Consider the following 15834-nt stretch of genomic DNA (forward strand, 5'->3'; position numbering starts at 1 on the left):
CCACTCCGGCTTGCGCTCCACCGGGACCGCAGCGTTGCGCTGCTCGATCCGCAGCATCTTCCGGCCTTCAGGTGCCAATGTCACAGTAGAGCTCCTTCAGGGCTCGAAACCAATACTTCTTCATGCTTGCGGAATTCCTCCACGAACCGCTCCGCGATGTCCGCGGGGTGGATTTCCCTGCCCGTTTCAAGGGACATGGTGGTCACTCCGGCGTCGGTGATGCCGCAGGCTATGATCTGGCCGTAGGGCGCAAGGTCGTTGCTGCAGTTAATGGCGACTCCGTGCATGGTCACGCCGTTCAGAACACGGATGCCGATCGCAGCGATCTTGCGGTCGGGGCCTTTTGAATCGGCCTTGATCCATACGCCCGCGCGGCCTTTGATGCGTTCTGCGTTGATGCCGTAGTCCGCCATGACGGCGATCATGATCGCTTCAAGGCGCTCCACGTAGTCCCTGATTCCGGAGCGGTTCTTGAGCTTCAGGATGGGGTAGGCAACCAGTTGGCCCGGGCCGTGCCACGTAAGTTTGCCGCCGCGGTCCACCGCGACGACCGGCGTACCGTCAAAGGGCCGCTCGTGGTCCTCGGTAAGCTTGCCGGCCGTATAGACAGCGGCGTGCTCCAACAGAAGGACTGTGCTGGGCGCACTTCCCGCGACAACTTTGTCATGGAGTTCGCGCTGGGCATCCCAGCCTTCCATGTAGTCAACGAAGTCGGGGGCAAGACCCAGCTGTGAAAACTCAAGAGTCATGGCATCCAGCTTAGACCCCGCAGCCGCACCGGCCCGGTTTAGTGTCCAAGCTCACCGGCGGGACTCAATGTGACCACGGCCGGCGGAGGCTGTGGATAACTTCTGCGGCGCGGCCGGAAGTCGGCTAGACATGGACCATGGACGATGCACAGGCACCCGAAGTACCGGGGTACGACGTCGGCAGGCTGCTGGGGCGGGGCGGCAGCGCGGATGTGTGGCTGGTACGGGAGCGCCGGACCGGACAGGAATACGCATTGAAGTGCTTCCGCGCCGGCGGCAGCGGCGCGGGCAGCTGTCCGGGAATCACCCAGGAGGAAGTGCGGCGGGAGATCCGCATCCTGTCAGTCCTGGACCACCAGCACCTGGTCAAGGCCCACGGGGCGGTGCAGGGCACCGAACCCGGCAGCGGTGCGGCCCTGACCATGGACTATGCTGCCGGCGGTTCGCTGGCCCAGCTGGTCGCCTCCCGGGGCAGGATCAGCGTGGGGGAAACGGTCACGGTGCTCACGCCCATAGCCCAGGCCCTGGCCTACCTGCATGCCAAGGGCTTCACGCACTCGGATGTGTCCCCGGGAAATGTCCTGTTCACCGGGCAGGGAAAACCGGTGCTGTCGGACCTCGGAATTGCCCGGATGCTGGGCGATCCCGGCCGTGCGGGGGCCTCCGGAACCGGAGGATTCGTGGATCCGTCCCCGGTGGACGCCGTCCGCGCCGGCCTGCAGCCGGAACGCGACGTGTACTCGGTGGCCGCCCTGGGCTGGTATTGCCTGACGGGTGATCCGCCGGGACGGACCGCCGACCGGCCTCCGCTGTCCCTGCTGGTTCCCGGCGTTCCCAAAGACTTGGCAGCCGCCCTGGAAGCAGGACTGAACGATGAGCGGAGGCTGCGGCCTGACGCGCTGGCGCTGGCCACTGCCGTGTACCGCAGTGCTGAACCACAACCCGTGGACCTCTCCGGCGCCGTTCACCCCAGCGTCCTGCCGGAGCTGCTGACCCGCCGCCACGTTCCCCCTGTGTCGCGGGGCAGCGGACTCCGGGAGAAAATCCAGGGGCTCCGCCGCCGGGCGGAGGCCTCCCGGTGGTCCGCGTGGCCGGGCGCGGCAACAACTACAACCCCGCCGGCCAGGGGAAAGCACGCGGTGGGCCCCGCCGGTGGCCAGGTGCTGCGGCTTCTACGCCGTTCCGTGCTGCCGCTCGTTGCCGCGGCTGCCGCAGTGCTGTGGTGGCTGTCAGCGTCTGCCGGGCACGGCATGTGGCCCGGTAATTCTGCGCACGGTCCGGTCCCACCAGGTGCGTCCCCGGCCGCAACAGGTGGCGGTGGCCGGGAGGCCGTGCCCCTGGACGTGGCGCGGGAGCAGGCAGGGGCAGCTGATCCCGTAACAGCCGCGCAGGGGCTGGCGGCGGTTCGCGACTACGCCTTCAGCAGCGGTGGAATGGAACTTCTGGCGGACGTGAACGCCCCCGGGTCGGCCGCGGCTGCGGCTGACCAGAGGATCTCCAGCCAGGTCGCCGCGGGCCGGCGGCTCGCCGGATTCAGCACCACGCTCTCGGGGTTGACTGTCGAGGACGGGGCCACCGGCGTCCACGCGGTGGTGCGGGCCGTCTCCACTTCGTCCGGGTACCAGGTGTTGGACCCGGATGACACCGTGCTGGCCACGGGGCCCGCGAGCCGGCCGCAGCCGCTGCGGCTGGTCCTGGTGTCCGTCGATGGCCGGTGGCGGGTCAGCGACATCCTGCCCGGCCAGTGAACAGCCTTAGTGAACAGCCCGGGGAACCCTGGCATCCAGCATTGCCGGGTCGCCCCACTGCCTAGCCCCGCTGGACCGCGCCGGCCTTTCCCGCCACCCATTGGGCTGCATCTGCCAGGTGCCCGTGCTGCCACTGGAACCCGGCAGCTGCCAGGACGGCCGGCTCCATCCGCTGGCTGTACAGCAGGAGCTCCTCACCCAGGCCGGGCATCACGGTGCGCAGCACGGGGGCGGGGACCCGCAGCAACGCCGGCCGGTGCAGGGCCCTGGCCAGGGCCGCCACGATGGTGTTCACATCCGCCTGTTCAGGGGCGGCCACATTGACCGGCCCGGAGACCGGGGAGGCCAACAGGAACAGGAATGCGGCCGAAACGTCGGGAAGCGTTACCCAAGGCCAGAATTGCCTGCCGTTGCCAAACGGGCCGCCCACCCCCAGGCGCAGCAGCGGGAGCAGCTTGCCCAACGCCCCGCCGGACTGGCTGAACACCACTCCGGTCCGCGGCGTCACCACCCGCACGCCCGCCGGCGCCATCAGCGCGGCCTGCTCCCACTCAATGCAGATTTGCGCGAGTGTCCCCTCGCCTGCCGCTGCATCTTCCCGGAGGACGGTGTTGCCCGCGTCACCGTAGTAGCCCGAACCGGACTGGCTGATGAAGGCTGCGGGTGGAGCGTCGGACCGTGCCATAGCCTGCACCAGGGTCCTGGTGGGTCCCAGCCGGGAACTGAACAGTTCCTCCACGCGGTGCCGGGTCCACGGCCGGTCGCCGATGCCGGCGCCGGAAAGGTTGACCACTGCGTCCGCGCCGGACAACACCGCGGGATCCAGGACCCCGGCCGCCGGATCCCAGCGAACTTCGCCGGCATTGGCCGGGGGCCTGCGGACCAGTGTCACCACAGAGTGGCCGGCACGGCGGAAGGCTGCGGACATGGAGGTGCCGATGAGCCCGGAGGCGCCGGCCATGACGATATGCATGGTCCATCTCACCACGGCAGCACGGGTTGTGTATCTCCCGCGGGGCAGGGGAGGGGATGGCTATGATCGAACGATGACCTCTTCCAGCTACTTCCGTTTCCCGCATCTGCACGGTGATCTGGTCACTTTCGTGGCCGAGGACGACGTGTGGATCGCGCCCCTGGACGGCGGCCGCGCTTGGCGTGTCTCCTCCCTCCAGCTCCCTGCCCGCAACCCGCGTTTTACCCCTGACGGCAAGCGCCTGGTGTGGACCGTAGTCCAGGGAACGGCGCCGGAGGTAGTTTCTGCACAGGTGGACGGCGGCGGGTACCGGCGGCTCACGTATTTCGGCCACAGCACCACCAAGGTCAAGGGATTCACCACGGGCGGTTCCGTGGTGGTCACCAGCGCGTTCCGCCAGGCCGAAAGCCGGCATACCCACGCCTACAGCGTCCCGCTCGACGGCGGCTGGGCCCAGGAGCTGCCCTATGGCCCTGTCGAGTCCGTTGCCTTCGGCCCCGAAGTCGGCGATGAACGCCCCGTGGTCCTGGCCAGTGTTCTCTCCCGCGAACCTGCATGGTGGAAGCGGTACCGGGGTGGAACTGCTGGGAAGCTGTGGATCGACCGCGACGGCAACGGCGAATTCGAACGCCTCCTCCCGGACCTTGACGGCAACCTCGCCGACCCCCTCTGGGTGGACGGCCGGATCGCCTTCCTGTCCGACCATGAGGGCTACGGCAACCTGTACTCGGTCCTGCCCAGCGGTAAGGACCTGCGCAGGCACACCGACCATCAGGACTTCTATGTCCGGCACGCGGCCACCGACGGCAAACGGGTCATCTTTGAATCGGCCGGCGAACTTTGGGTCCTCCACGACCTTGGCTCGGACGCAGTGAAACTGGACATTAGCCTCGGATCCGCCAGCCAGACGAGGCGCCCCGCACTGCTCGACGCCGTCAAGCACCTCGGTGCGGTGGCACCGGATGTGGCGGGCGCCGCCAGCGCCGTCGAATCCCACGGCACCATCCACTGGCTGCGGCACAAGGACGGCCCGTCACGCATCATCGAGGCCACCCCGGGTGTCCGCGGCCGGCTGCCGCGGCCGCTGGGAGACGGACGCATTGCCTACATCGCCGACCATGGCGGCGTCGAAGCACTGCATATCAAGGACATCGCCGCACCTGTTCCGCACACCGCTGGAAATCCGGGCACCCAGGCCCAGGATGCCCCCGCCGGGGCAGCAGCACCCGTTGAAGATGAAGCGGAGGCGGTCAGCCTGCCCCAGCCTGTCCCGGCGTCCGGCGCCAAAGTGCCGGCGGCAACAACGGCCCACGCGTCCACCGATGACGAGCAGCAGGCGGATGTGGCGCCCCAGGCCGATGCCCCCGGCACCGAAGCCCAGGCTCCGGCGGCGGACGCCGGTGTCACCGTGCCGACGCCGTCCCGGGCCAGTTCGCTCGAGCCGAGCCCCGACGGCCGGTGGGTTGCCCTTGGAACCTCCTTTGGTGATGTGTTCGTGGTGGACACCCGCACCGGAGACCTCACACCGGTAGCCAGCATCGGGGAGGGCAGCATCTCCGAACTGGGGTGGTCGGCGGATTCGCGCTGGCTGGTCTGGTCCGAGCCCGTCACCTCCTTCGGTTCGCGCAGCCGGCTGCGCCTGGCCACCGTGGACCGGCTCGACGCGGAACCCGTGGAGGTTACCGACGGCCGCTTCCGCGACGCTTCCCCGGCCTTCACCCCGGACGGGAAATTCCTTGCGTTCCTGTCCAACCGCAGCTTCGACCCCGTGTACGACGGGCACTCGTTCGACCTCTCCTTCCCCAGCCCCATCAAGCCGTACCTTGTGGCGCTTGCTGCCGGGACGCCGTCGCCCTTTGGCCCGTCGGTTGATCCCGCGGGCCGGGAGCCGGACGCAGAAGCCGCGGACGGTGCCGGGGACGGTGCGGCGCCCGCCGTCACTGTCGATCCGGAGGGCCTTGCCCACCGCGTGATCGGCGTTCCCGTGCCGCAGGGCAACTACAGCTCATTGAAGGCTGTTGACGGCGCGCTCCTCTGGCTCGACTCCGTCCTGGCGGGCGTGACCGGCGACGGGAAGGCCAGCCAGGAGGACAAGGACGCCCGTCCCAGCCTGGTCCGGTATGACATCGCCCGGCGCAAGCAGACCACCCTGGTGGATGCCGTGGACAGCTACCGGCTCTCGGGTGACCGCAGCAAAGTGGTGGCGGTCGCCGATAAGCAGGTGAGTGTTGTTCCGTCGGACGCCAAGACGGACGAGGAATCCGGCAAGCTGGTCAAGGTGGACCTGGGCAGGATCCGCGTCCTGATGGACCCGCTCAGCGTTTGGGGACAGGCATTTGACGAGGCCTGGCGCCTGCAGCGCGACTTCTTCTGGGCCGAGGACATGGCCGGCCAGGACTGGGAATCCATCCACGCCCGGTACCGGCCGCTGGTGGAACGGCTCGGCTCCCATGATGACCTCGTGGACCTCCTGTGGGAACTGCACGGCGAATTGGGAACTTCCCACGCCTACGTGCGCCCTGCGGCCGTCACCGAACGCGGCAGCCGTGGACAAGGCAGGCTGGGCGCCGACCTCGTGCACACCGCCCGCGGCTGGGAGATCACCCGCATCCTGGCGGGCGAGTCCTCTGACCCGCTGGCGACGTCGCCGCTGACCAGGCCCGGCGTTGGCGCGAAGGCGGGGGACGTCCTCCTGGCCGTCGACGGCGTCCCGCTGTCCGAAAGCACCACCCCCGCCATGCAGCTGGTGGGGGCCGCCGGCCGCGCCGTGGAGCTCACCCTCCTCAACGGCCCCGGACACGGCGGCGCTGAGGGCACCCAGCGGAGGGTCGCCGTCGTGCCTGTCAAGGATGAGGAACGCCTGCGGTACCAGGAATGGGTTGCGGGCAACCGGCGGACGGTCCGCGAGGCTTCCAACGGAACCTTCGGCTACCTGCACATCCCTGACATGATGGCCAACGGCTGGGCCCAGCTCCACCGGGACCTGGATACCGAAACGGCATTCGATGGCCTGATCGTCGATGTCCGCCGCAACCGCGGGGGGCACACCTCCCAGCTTGTTGCCGAGCTCATTGGCCGCAAGGTCACGGGATGGAGCATGCCGCGCGGCGAGAAGCCGCGCACCTACCCCCACCATGCGCCGCGGGGGCCCGTGATCATCCTCGCGGACGAGTTCGCCGGGTCCGATGGCGACATCATCACCCAGGTGTCAAAGCTCCGCGGCATCGGCCCGGTGATCGGAACGCGCACCTGGGGCGGTGTGGTCGGCATCGACAACCGGTTCACGCTGGCGGACGGCACCGGCGTCACCCAGCCCCGCTATGCCAACTGGTTCGGCGGCGGCGTGGGCTGGAGCGTGGAGAACTACGGCGTTGACCCGGACATCGAGGTCACCTACCCGCCGCACGCCTACGCCGCCGGGCGGGACCCCCAGCTGGAGTACGGCATCGGGGCGCTGAAGGAAATGATCCAGGAACTGCCCACCGACCGGCCGCCGGCGCGCTCCGGCTACCGGAAGCTGAAGCCTGCCCCGCTTCCGGCGCGCCGGCACGACGGCTAACCCGGGCCGGCAACGGCAAAGGCCCTGCCCTTCCGGATTTCCGGAAGGGCAGGGCCTTTGCGTTGTGCGGGGTGCGGAACCTAGGACTGCAGCGTGGCGTCGAGGGTGATCTCGATGCCGGCCAGGGCCTGGGACACCGGGCAACCCTTCTTGGCGGCCTCGGCAATTCGCTGGAAGTCTTCTTCCGAGATGCCGGGGATGCGGGCGCTGAGGGTCAGGTGGCTGCCGGTGATACCGGTTCCGGGCTGGAAGCCGACCTCCGATTTGGTGTTGACCTCTTCCGGCGTGAAGCCCGCCTGGCTGAGTTCGTGGCTGAAGGCCATGGAGAAACAGGCCGAGTGGGCGGCTGCGATCAGCTCTTCCGGGCTGGTCTTTCCGCCGGCAGCCTCCGTGCGCGCCTTCCAGGTGACATCGAAGGTGCCCAGGCCCGAGCTGTCCAGGGTGGTGTTGCCCGAGCCTTCGGTCAGGCTTCCGGTCCATACGGTGTGGGCATTGCGTGTTGTAGCCATGTCTCTCCTCAACGTCGATTCGGTCCGGGTCCGGCAGCACGGCCGGGCCCACCGTTTCCCATCCTAGGGATCCGGCCCCTGCGGTGCACGGATTGTCCGCTCTCAGAGGATTATGACCGGTCCCCGGACGGGCTTTACTGCCAGATGGTGGCGATGGCGATGTTGACCAGGGCCAGGCCGCCTACGCCGTGGGCGAGGCCGGTGGACACAGGCTCACCCTTCTTGACCTTGCGGGTGCCGATGATGGCGAGGACTGCAACGACGATGGCAATGACGAACTTGATGCCCAGCTTGGCGTAGTTCGGGTCCTTGTCCGGCAGGAACGGAAGGATGCCCATCATGGCGATGCCGGTAAGAAGCTGAAGGAAGGCGCCGTCACGCTGGCGCGGGTGCACGGTAGGGGTCCGCATCGTGGCGATCCAGTAGCCCACGATCATGGCCGCGCCCACGACGTGCAGGAAAACCAGGATGTTAAAGAGGATAGTCATGGCTCCAGCTTAGCCAGTCAGTTCTACCGCCTGTAGCAAAGCCACGCTGGCCACCCACGCCTGGGTGCCCATTAAACAACGACGGCGGCGGGTGCCTCCGGTGGATATCCCACCGTTTGGCACCCGCCGCCGCTGCTCGTGGCTGGCTGTTACAGCCCCAGGTCCGCTTCGAAGGCGCCTTCTTCGAGGCGTGCCTTCAGCGTCTGGAGGAACCGGCCCGCGTCCGCGCCGTCCACCAGGCGGTGGTCGTACGTCAGGGACAGGTACATCATGGAGCGGATGGCGATCGAGTCGTCACCGTTTTCGTCGGCAACCACAACGGCACGCTTGACGATCGCGCCGGTACCCAGGATCCCTACCTGCGGCTGGTTGATGATCGGGGTGTCGAACAGTGCGCCAACCGAACCGATGTTGGTGATGCTGAACGTGCCACCGGACAGTTCATCCGGACCGATCTTTCCGTCGCGGGTTCGGGAGGCAACGTCCGCAATTTTGCCTGCCAGTCCGGCGAGGTTCAGGTTGCCGGCGTCAGCGATGACCGGAACCAGCAGGCCCTTGTCGGTGTCGACGGCGATGGCCAGGTGCTCGGCGTTGTGGTAAGTGATCTCCTGCTTGTCCTCGTCGTACGCAGCGTTGAGCTTGGGGTGCTGCTTGAGGGCCTCGGCCACTGCCTTGGCGATGAAGGGGAGGAAGGTCAGCTTGACGCCGTTCTGGGCCTGGAACGAGTTCTTGGCGCGGGCGCGCAGCTTCGCCACCTTGGTCATGTCCACTTCGTGCACCTGGGTGAGCTGGGTGGAGACCTCGAGGGATTCGCGCATGCGGCGGGCGATAACCTGGCGGATGCGGGGAGCCTTTTGGGTGGTTCCGCGCAGCGACGAGGCAGCTGCAGCCGGGGCGGCAGGGGCGGAAGCGGCAGGGGCTGCTGCCGGAGCCGCTGCCGGGGCAGCCTTGGCTTCAGCGGCGGCCATGACATCCTGCTTGCGGATGCGGCCGCCAACACCGGTGCCGGACAGTGAAGCGATGTCCACACCGTGCTGGTTTGCCAGCTTGCGGACCAGGGGAGTGACGTAGCCGGATTCCGAGCCTGCGGCCGGGGCGGCTTCCTGGGCAGCGGGTGCAGCCTGCGGGGCGGGCGCCGGTGCTGCGGCGGGGGCCGGTGCTGCGGCCGGAGCGGGAGCTTCCTGCTTGGGGGCTTCCTGCTGGGGAGCCGCGGGTGCAGCCTGCGGGGCGGCGGCAGCGGGGGCACCCGAGCCGATGACGGCCAGCACGGAACCAACCTCGGCGGTCTCGTCCTCGTTGACCCGGATTTCCTGCAGCGTGCCGGCAACCGGCGAGGGGATCTCGGTGTCTACCTTGTCGGTGGAGACCTCGAGCAGGGGCTCGTCGACCTCGACGGAGTCGCCCACGGCCTTGAGCCAGCGGGTGACGGTGCCCTCGGTGACGCTCTCGCCGAGGGCGGGGAGCGTCACTTCATGGCTTTCGCCGCCGGCAGCCGGAGCGTCCTGGGCGGGCGCTTCCTGGGCAGGTGCTGCTTCAGCGGGTGCTTCCTGGGCGGGTGCTTCCTGGGCCGGGGCCTCCTGCGCCGGAGCGGCAGCGGGAGCTTCTTCGGCCGGGGCGGAACCGCCGCCAGAGCCGTCGCCGATGCGCACCAGCGGTGCGCCGACCTCGGCGGTCTCGTCTTCAGCGACCAGGATTTCTTCAATCACGCCAGCTACGGGAGAGGGGATTTCAGTGTCTACTTTGTCGGTGGAGACTTCGAGCAGCGGCTCGTCCACCTCTACCCGGTCACCTACCTGCTTGAGCCAGCGGGTGACGGTTCCTTCGGTGACACTCTCACCGAGGGCGGGCAAGTTAACGGATTCAGACATGTCGTCCCCGTTCTCCTTATTGATCTTTAGTGCGAATGATTGCTGCCTTGTTGGAAGCCTAGTGCACCCGGCCTGCGCGGCCGGGTGCACCGGGCCTGGTAATGCTGGGGGAACTAGCCGTGCAGCGGCTTGCCGGCCAGCGCCAGGTGGGCCTCGCCAAGGGCTTCGTTCTGGGTGGGGTGGGCGTGCAGCAGCTGCGCCACGTCCTCAGGGTAGGCTTCCCAGTTCACGATCAGCTGGGCTTCGCCCACCTGCTCGCCCATGCGGGCACCGATCATGTGGACGCCGACGACGGGGCCGTCCTTCTGGCGGACCAGCTTGACCAGGCCGGAGGTGCCCAGGATGGAGCTCTTGCCGTTGCCGGCCAGGTTGTATTCCTGGGTCTGGACCTGGTCTTCGCCGAACTTCTCCTTGGCAGCCTTCTCGGTGTAGCCAACGGTGGCGATCTCGGGCTCGGAGTAGGTGACCTTGGGGATGTTGATGTCCTCGACGACCACCGGCTTCAGGCCGGCTATTTCCTCGGCCACGAAGATGCCCTGCTGGTAGCCGCGGTGTGCCAGCTGAACGCCGGGGACGATGTCGCCAACGGCGTAGACGTTGCCGACGCCGGTGTGGAGGCGCTCGTTGGTGATGACGAAGCCGCGGTCGATGGTGATGCCCGCTTCCTCATAGCCGAGGTTCGCGGTGACGGGGCCCCGGCCGACAGCGACCAGCAGAAGGTCGGCTTCGAACGTCTTGCCGTCCACCAGGGTGACCTTGACGCCGTCGTCGTTCTGCTCGACGCCCTGGAAGAACACGCCGGTGGAGAACTTGATGCCGCGCTTCTTGAAGGCACGCTCGAAGTTCTTCACGATCGTGGCGTCCTCATTGGGAACGAGGGAGGGGAGGCCTTCGACGATGGTGACGTCCACGCCGAACGACTTCCAGACCGAGGCGAACTCGACGCCGATGACGCCGCCGCCCAGGATGATGGCGCTCTTGGGGATGTAATCCATGGTGAGGGCCTGGTCCGACGTAATGACCTTGCCGCCGATTTCCAGGCCGGGCAGGGTGCGGGAGTAGGAGCCGGTTGCCAGGACGATGTTCTTGCCCTTGTAGGCGGTGCCGTTCACGACGACGGTGTCGGTGCCCTGCAGCTTGCCTTCACCCTCGATGACGGTGATGCCCTTGGACTTGATGAGTCCCTGCAGGCCCTTGTACTTGCCGGCGATGATGCCGTCCTTGTACGCGTTGACAGCGTTGATGTCGATGCTGTCCAAGGTGACGTTCACGCCGTACTTGGCGGAGTCACGGGCGTGGTCGGCGAGCTCTGCAGAGTGCAGCAGGGCCTTGGTGGGGATGCAGCCGTTGTGGAGGCAGGTGCCGCCCAGCTTGCCCTTCTCCACGAGGCCGACGGTGAGGCCGAGCTGTACCGCACGCAGGGCCGCAGCGTATCCGCCGCTGCCGCCACCGAGTACCAGGATGTCGAATTCTTGCGCAGTTGCCTGATCGGCCACTAAAACGCTCCCTCGCGTGAACGATGACGCGTTCAGCGCGCATCATCTGGTCTTGGAACTTGCACTGCCGTGATTATGTCAGCAGGGCAACTCTCTTGCATTTGTGACTACCGTGGTTCACCTTAGCGAACCACCTATCCATGCTCCACCTTGGCACTGCGTTTGTGGAGCGCTTGTGTCCAGTGTCACGCGGCTCTGTGGCACAGGAATCACCTGGCCGCAGGGCCGCGTGGCACGGGGGCTGCAGCCGTTCTCAGGCGGCGGCCAGGATGTCCTCCACGTAGGCCACCAGGGTCCGGACAGTGCATCCGGTGCCCTGCTTGTGCGTGTAGCCGTACGGGCTCCCGTTATTAAAGGACGGTCCCGCGATGTCGATGTGCGCCCAGGGGATCTGTTCGCCTGCCTTGTCCTTACCCACGAACTCGCGCAGGAACACGGCTGCGGTCATCATCCCGCCGTGCCGTTCGCCGATGTTGGCCAGGTCCGCCACCTGGGAGTCCAGCGTGGGGCGCAGTTCCTCCGGCAGGGGCATGGGCCACACCAGCTCGCCCGCACGGTCCGCCGCCTCCTTGAGCGCACCGGTGACGCTGTCCGAACCCATGACGCCGGCGGTGCGGTTGCCCAGTGCGATCAGCTGCGCGCCGGTCAGGGTGGCCACGTCGATGATGGCGTCGGGGAGTTCGCGGCTGGCAGCGACGATGCCGTCGGCCATGACCAGACGGCCTTCGGCGTCGGTGTTGAGGACTTCCACGGTCTTGCCGCCGTACATGGTCAGGACGTCGGCGGGGCGTGAGGCGCCGCCGCCGGGCATGTTCTCGGCAATGCAGAGCCAGGCGGTGGCCTTAACCGGCAGGCCCAGTCCGGCGAGGGCCAGGACGGTGTTGAGGACGACGGCGGCGCCTGCCATGTCGCTCTTCATGTCACCCATGTTCAGGGCCGGCTTGAGCGAGATCCCGCCGGTGTCGAACGTGATGCCCTTGCCAACGAGCGCGATCTTTGCGGTTGCCTTGGCGGGGGCGTACTCGACCTTGACCAGGCGGGGCTGGCGCGTGGAGCCCTTGCCCACGCCCATGATGCCGCCGAAGCCTTCCTTTTCCAGGCGCTTCTCATCCCACACGGTGACCTTCACGGGCAGGCCCTTGGCCAGGTCCTTGGCTGCCTCTGCGAAGGATTCCGGGTACAGATGGCTGGGCGGCGTGTTGACCAGGGAGCGGGTCTGGTTCACGGCCCTGGCAACCAGTCCGGCACGCTTGAGGGCGGCTTCGAGCTCTGCGCTGCCGGCGAGTTCGGTGAAGATCATCGCGTTGCGGACCGGATCCTTGAGCCCGTCCGTTGAGGACCGGAACTCGGTGAAGGAGTAGGCGCCCAGCGCGGCACCCTCGGCGACCGCCGCCACGTCCTGGACGCCCGCCGTCGGGAACGCCAGGGTGACCGTGGCCAAACCGGCCAGCTGCCGCACGGCCGACCCCGCTGCCCTCCGAAGTGCCTCACCGGTGAGCGCCCCCGCAGCGGGGACCTTTCCGACGCCGGCCAGGACCAGGATGCCGGCACCGGTCTCGGGCAGGCCCGGCAGGCGGACCAGCTGGTCTGCAGCGCCGGTCACCCCGAGTGCCTTAAGTGAGTCTGCGAGTGCCTCTGCGGACTTTGCCGTCAACGGGTTCTCCAGCAGGACGGGGCCGTCAGTTCCCTGCCCCACCCCGATGACCACTGCGTCGCTGGGGCTCTTCTTCAGGTCCCGCGAGACGGTACTAAGGTTGACTTCAGTATTCTTGACCACAGGGATGAGTCCTCAATTCTCGAAACGTTCGGGCAGGGATGCATGTTGGGCGCGCTGCCATAATGGCCCGGATCCGGCCGTTCCGGACGGTCACGGGGTGGGTTCAGGCCCGGCCGGCAGGCCAGTTCCGATCGTAGCCCTTCCCCGGCGCAGCATGGGAATTTCCTGAGAGGTGCGCCACACCGGCCCGAGGAATGCCGGGTGCCCGTGCAGCGTTATGAATGATGTCCACCCGCACCCCTGAAAGGAACATGCCGTGCTTGAACGGATTTCCGGCTCCCTGCTGGACCCCGACGCGCTTTATGCCAGCAACATCGAGCTGTTCCACAGCCCCGACCTGCAGGGGTTGAACCTGGTCATGGGCTTCACCGGGTTTGCCGACGCCGGCCACGTGGTGAAGCAGATCAATGCGGAACTGCTGGATTCCCTTGATGCCCAGCCGGTCGCGGTCTTCGACGCGGACCAGTTGATTGACTACCGGTCCCGGCGGCCGCACCTGAGCTTCGTTGAGGACCACATCGAGGACTACCAGGAGCCCCGGCTGGCCCTCTACCGCCTGGTGGACGGGCTGGGGAAGCCGTTCCTCCTCCTGGCCGGCTTCGAACCGGACCTGCAGTGGGAACGTTTTGCCCGTGCCGTGGTGAACATCGTGGAGAAGCTGGACGTCAACCTGGTCACCTGGATCCACTCCATTCCGATGCCCGTGCCGCATACCCGGCCCGTGGGCGTGACGGTTCACGGTAACCGGCCTGAGCTGATCGAGGGCATTTCGGTATGGAAGCCCACCGTCGAAGTTCCTGCCGCCGTCGGCCATATCCTGGAGCTGCGCCTCGTGGAGGCCGGACGCAACGTCGCCGGGTACGTCATCCACGTCCCGCACTACCTGGCTGAAGCTGAATACCCCACCGCCGCCGTCGCCGGCCTGGAATACCTGGGCGCTGCGGCGTCCCTCATGCTGCCTACCGACCGGCTCCGCGAATCGGGCCGCGAGGTCAGCCGCCAAATCGCCGAGCAGATCGAGGCCTCCGAGGAGGTCCAGCAGGTGGTGTCCCGCCTCGAAACCCGCTATGACGAGAAGGCAGACGGCATGGTGCGGCGCTCGCTCCTGGCCAACGAAAACGACGAGCTTCCCGACGCCGACGACCTCGGTGCCGCCGTGGAGGCTTACCTGGCCAGGGAGAACCCCGGGCAGTAGCGCGGCGTCACAGCATCCGCGGGGGCGCCCGCGGGCCGGGCATAATGAAGGAGTGACTGCACCCCGCGCCTGGCTTATCTGGACCATTGGAATTTTCGGGTACCTGGTGGCCGTGGCGCAGCGGACATCGTTTGGTGTGGTGGGCCTGGAGGCGACCGAGCGGTTCCATGCCACCGCCTCTGCCATCTCCTTCTTTACCGTCCTGCAGCTGCTGGTCTACGCGGGTCTCCAAATCCCCGTGGGACTGCTGGTGGACAGGTTTGGATCGCGGGCCATGATCGCCGGCGGTGCGGTCCTGATGGGGCTCGGACAGCTGCAGCTCGCCTTTGCCGAAAGTATCCCCGGCGGAGTCCTGGGCCGCGTGCTCGTGGGCGCCGGCGACGCCATGACCTTTATCTCCGTGATCCGGCTCATTCCGCTGTGGTTCGCTCCCGCCCGCGTGCCCTTGGTCACCCAGCTGACAGGGATGTCCGGGCAGCTGGGGCAGCTTTTCAGTGTCCTGCCTTTCGCGCTGGTGCTGCACCTGTCCGGATGGACCCCGGCCTTCCTGATGCTGGCAGGAATGTCCGCTCTCGCCGTCGTACTTGTCGTCCTGATGCTGCAGGACGCGCCGCCGGGCAGCGAACGGCCGCACGCCCGGCAGGGGCTCAGGGCCACCGGGGCATCACTTGCCCGTGCCTGGCGCCAGCCCGGCACCCGGCTGGGCATGTGGAGCCATTTCACCATCCAGTTTTCGGGCACAGTCTTTGCCATGACCTGGGGCTATCCGTTCCTGATCTCCGGGCAGGGCCTGGATGCCGGAACCGTTGCCGCCCTGATGGCGCTCTACGTTGCGGCCGCCATGGCCGTGGGCCCCTTCATTGGACGTTTCGTTTCGCGGCACCCGCTGCGCCGTTCCACCATGGTGCTGCTGATAGCCGGGGGAACCGCCGCTGCGTGGGCCGCCGTGCTGCTGCTGCCGGGCCGTGCCCCGCTGTGGCTGCTGGCCGGCCTGGTGGTGGTGCTCGCGATTGGCGGCCCGGGGTCCATGATCGGCTTCGACTTCGCCCGGACCTTCAATCCCGCGCACCGGATCGGCACTGCCACCGGGATCGTCAACGTTGGCGGCTTCATCGCGGCCCTGGTGTCGATCTTCCTGATCGGCCTGGTGCTCGACGTCCTCTACGCTTCCGGCTTCTCCCAGGGGGTGCTGTACGGCCTGGACCCCTTCCGGCTGGCACTGAGCGTCCAGTTCCTGGTCCTTGCTTTCGGCGCCGCCGCCATCCTGGCCTCACGGCGGAAGGTGCGCCGCCAGATGGCGGCACAGGGGATCGTGGTGCCGCCGCTGCGCAGCGCGCTGGCCCGCCAGCGCCGCGAAATCCTGGCGCGCCGCCGCCAGACAACGCCCAGCGACGACTGACTGCTCCTGCACAGGCCGAGTTTGATGCGGGTTGGACCAGCCGGGGTCCACGGGCGGCCGGACTTGTCCACAT

The 15834-nt window shown here is 67.6% G+C and carries 11 protein-coding genes; 4 read left to right on the top strand and 7 right to left on the bottom strand.

The annotated features are described in order from the left end of the window. Positions 1-80: 80 nt before the first annotated feature. Positions 81-758 (bottom strand): lipoyl(octanoyl) transferase LipB, encoded by a 678-nt coding sequence (gene lipB / locus PV772_RS21135; RefSeq protein ID WP_256371929.1) that lies wholly within the window; start codon positions 756-758, stop codon positions 81-83. Between the two features lie 128 nt (positions 759-886). Between lipB and PV772_RS21140 the strand changes: the two genes are divergently transcribed. Further along, positions 887-2497, top strand: a complete 1611-nt coding sequence (locus tag PV772_RS21140) for a serine/threonine-protein kinase (protein WP_347887468.1) — start codon at positions 887-889, stop codon at positions 2495-2497. Between the two features lie 61 nt (positions 2498-2558). Here PV772_RS21140 and PV772_RS21145 read toward each other — a convergent pair whose 3' ends face one another. Further along, on the bottom strand, positions 2559-3470 hold the full coding sequence (locus PV772_RS21145) for a TIGR01777 family oxidoreductase (protein WP_347887469.1): 912 nt from the start codon (positions 3468-3470) through the stop codon (positions 2559-2561). Positions 3471-3543: 73 nt separating this feature from the next. Here PV772_RS21145 and PV772_RS21150 point away from each other — a divergent pair, with 73 nt between their 5' ends. Further along, a complete protein-coding gene (locus PV772_RS21150; protein WP_347887470.1) occupies positions 3544-7029 on the top strand; it encodes a S41 family peptidase in 3486 nt (1161 codons plus the stop codon). A gap of 80 nt (positions 7030-7109) precedes the next feature. Here the strand turns inward: PV772_RS21150 and PV772_RS21155 are convergent, their stop codons facing one another. The 5 genes from PV772_RS21155 to PV772_RS21175 all read right to left on the bottom strand — a co-directional run bounded on the left by PV772_RS21155 (position 7110) and on the right by PV772_RS21175 (position 13167). Then, the gene (locus tag PV772_RS21155) at positions 7110-7538 is read right to left on the bottom strand and encodes an OsmC family protein (protein ID WP_141181259.1); all 429 of its coding nucleotides are present in this window, start codon (positions 7536-7538) and stop codon (positions 7110-7112) included. A gap of 134 nt (positions 7539-7672) precedes the next feature. Beyond that, positions 7673-8026, bottom strand: coding sequence for a hypothetical protein (locus PV772_RS21160; protein ID WP_141160817.1), 354 nt, complete (start codon positions 8024-8026; stop codon positions 7673-7675). Positions 8027-8175: 149 nt separating this feature from the next. Beyond that, positions 8176-9894 carry a 2-oxoglutarate dehydrogenase, E2 component, dihydrolipoamide succinyltransferase gene (gene sucB, locus PV772_RS21165; protein WP_347887471.1) on the bottom strand — a complete coding sequence of 573 codons (1719 nt, stop codon included), beginning with the start codon at positions 9892-9894 and terminating at the stop codon, positions 8176-8178. 113 nt (positions 9895-10007) lie between these two features. Then, positions 10008-11390, bottom strand: a complete 1383-nt coding sequence (gene lpdA / locus PV772_RS21170) for a dihydrolipoyl dehydrogenase (RefSeq protein ID WP_141181261.1) — start codon at positions 11388-11390, stop codon at positions 10008-10010. A 253-nt stretch (positions 11391-11643) separates the two neighbouring features. Then, positions 11644-13167: a leucyl aminopeptidase gene (locus tag PV772_RS21175; RefSeq protein ID WP_141160814.1), complete on the bottom strand. Its 1524-nt coding sequence runs from the start codon at positions 13165-13167 to the stop codon at positions 11644-11646. Between the two features lie 256 nt (positions 13168-13423). Between PV772_RS21175 and PV772_RS21180 the strand changes: the two genes are divergently transcribed. After that, complete coding sequence (locus PV772_RS21180) at positions 13424-14362, top strand: PAC2 family protein (protein WP_141160813.1); 939 nt, start codon at positions 13424-13426, stop codon at positions 14360-14362. A gap of 52 nt (positions 14363-14414) precedes the next feature. Next, positions 14415-15761, top strand: a complete 1347-nt coding sequence (locus PV772_RS21185) for an MFS transporter (RefSeq protein ID WP_141160812.1) — start codon at positions 14415-14417, stop codon at positions 15759-15761. Positions 15762-15834 lie beyond the last annotated feature (73 nt).

The organism is Pseudarthrobacter sp. CC12 (assembly GCF_039907755.1).
Classification (GTDB): domain Bacteria; phylum Actinomycetota; class Actinomycetes; order Actinomycetales; family Micrococcaceae; genus Arthrobacter; species Arthrobacter niigatensis.

What these genes read in the sequence shown, in the direction of transcription:
- PV772_RS21140 (WP_347887468.1), top strand. Translation starts at nt 887, where the DNA reads ATGGACGATGCACAGGCACCCGAAGTACCGGGGTACGACGTCGGCAGG.
- PV772_RS21145 (WP_347887469.1), bottom strand. Translation starts at nt 3,470, where the DNA reads ATGCATATCGTCATGGCCGGCGCCTCCGGGCTCATCGGCACCTCCATG.
- PV772_RS21150 (WP_347887470.1), top strand. Translation starts at nt 3,544, where the DNA reads ATGACCTCTTCCAGCTACTTCCGTTTCCCGCATCTGCACGGTGATCTG.
- PV772_RS21155 (WP_141181259.1), bottom strand. Translation starts at nt 7,538, where the DNA reads ATGGCTACAACACGCAATGCCCACACCGTATGGACCGGAAGCCTGACC.
- PV772_RS21160 (WP_141160817.1), bottom strand. Translation starts at nt 8,026, where the DNA reads ATGACTATCCTCTTTAACATCCTGGTTTTCCTGCACGTCGTGGGCGCG.
- sucB (WP_347887471.1), bottom strand. Translation starts at nt 9,894, where the DNA reads ATGTCTGAATCCGTTAACTTGCCCGCCCTCGGTGAGAGTGTCACCGAA.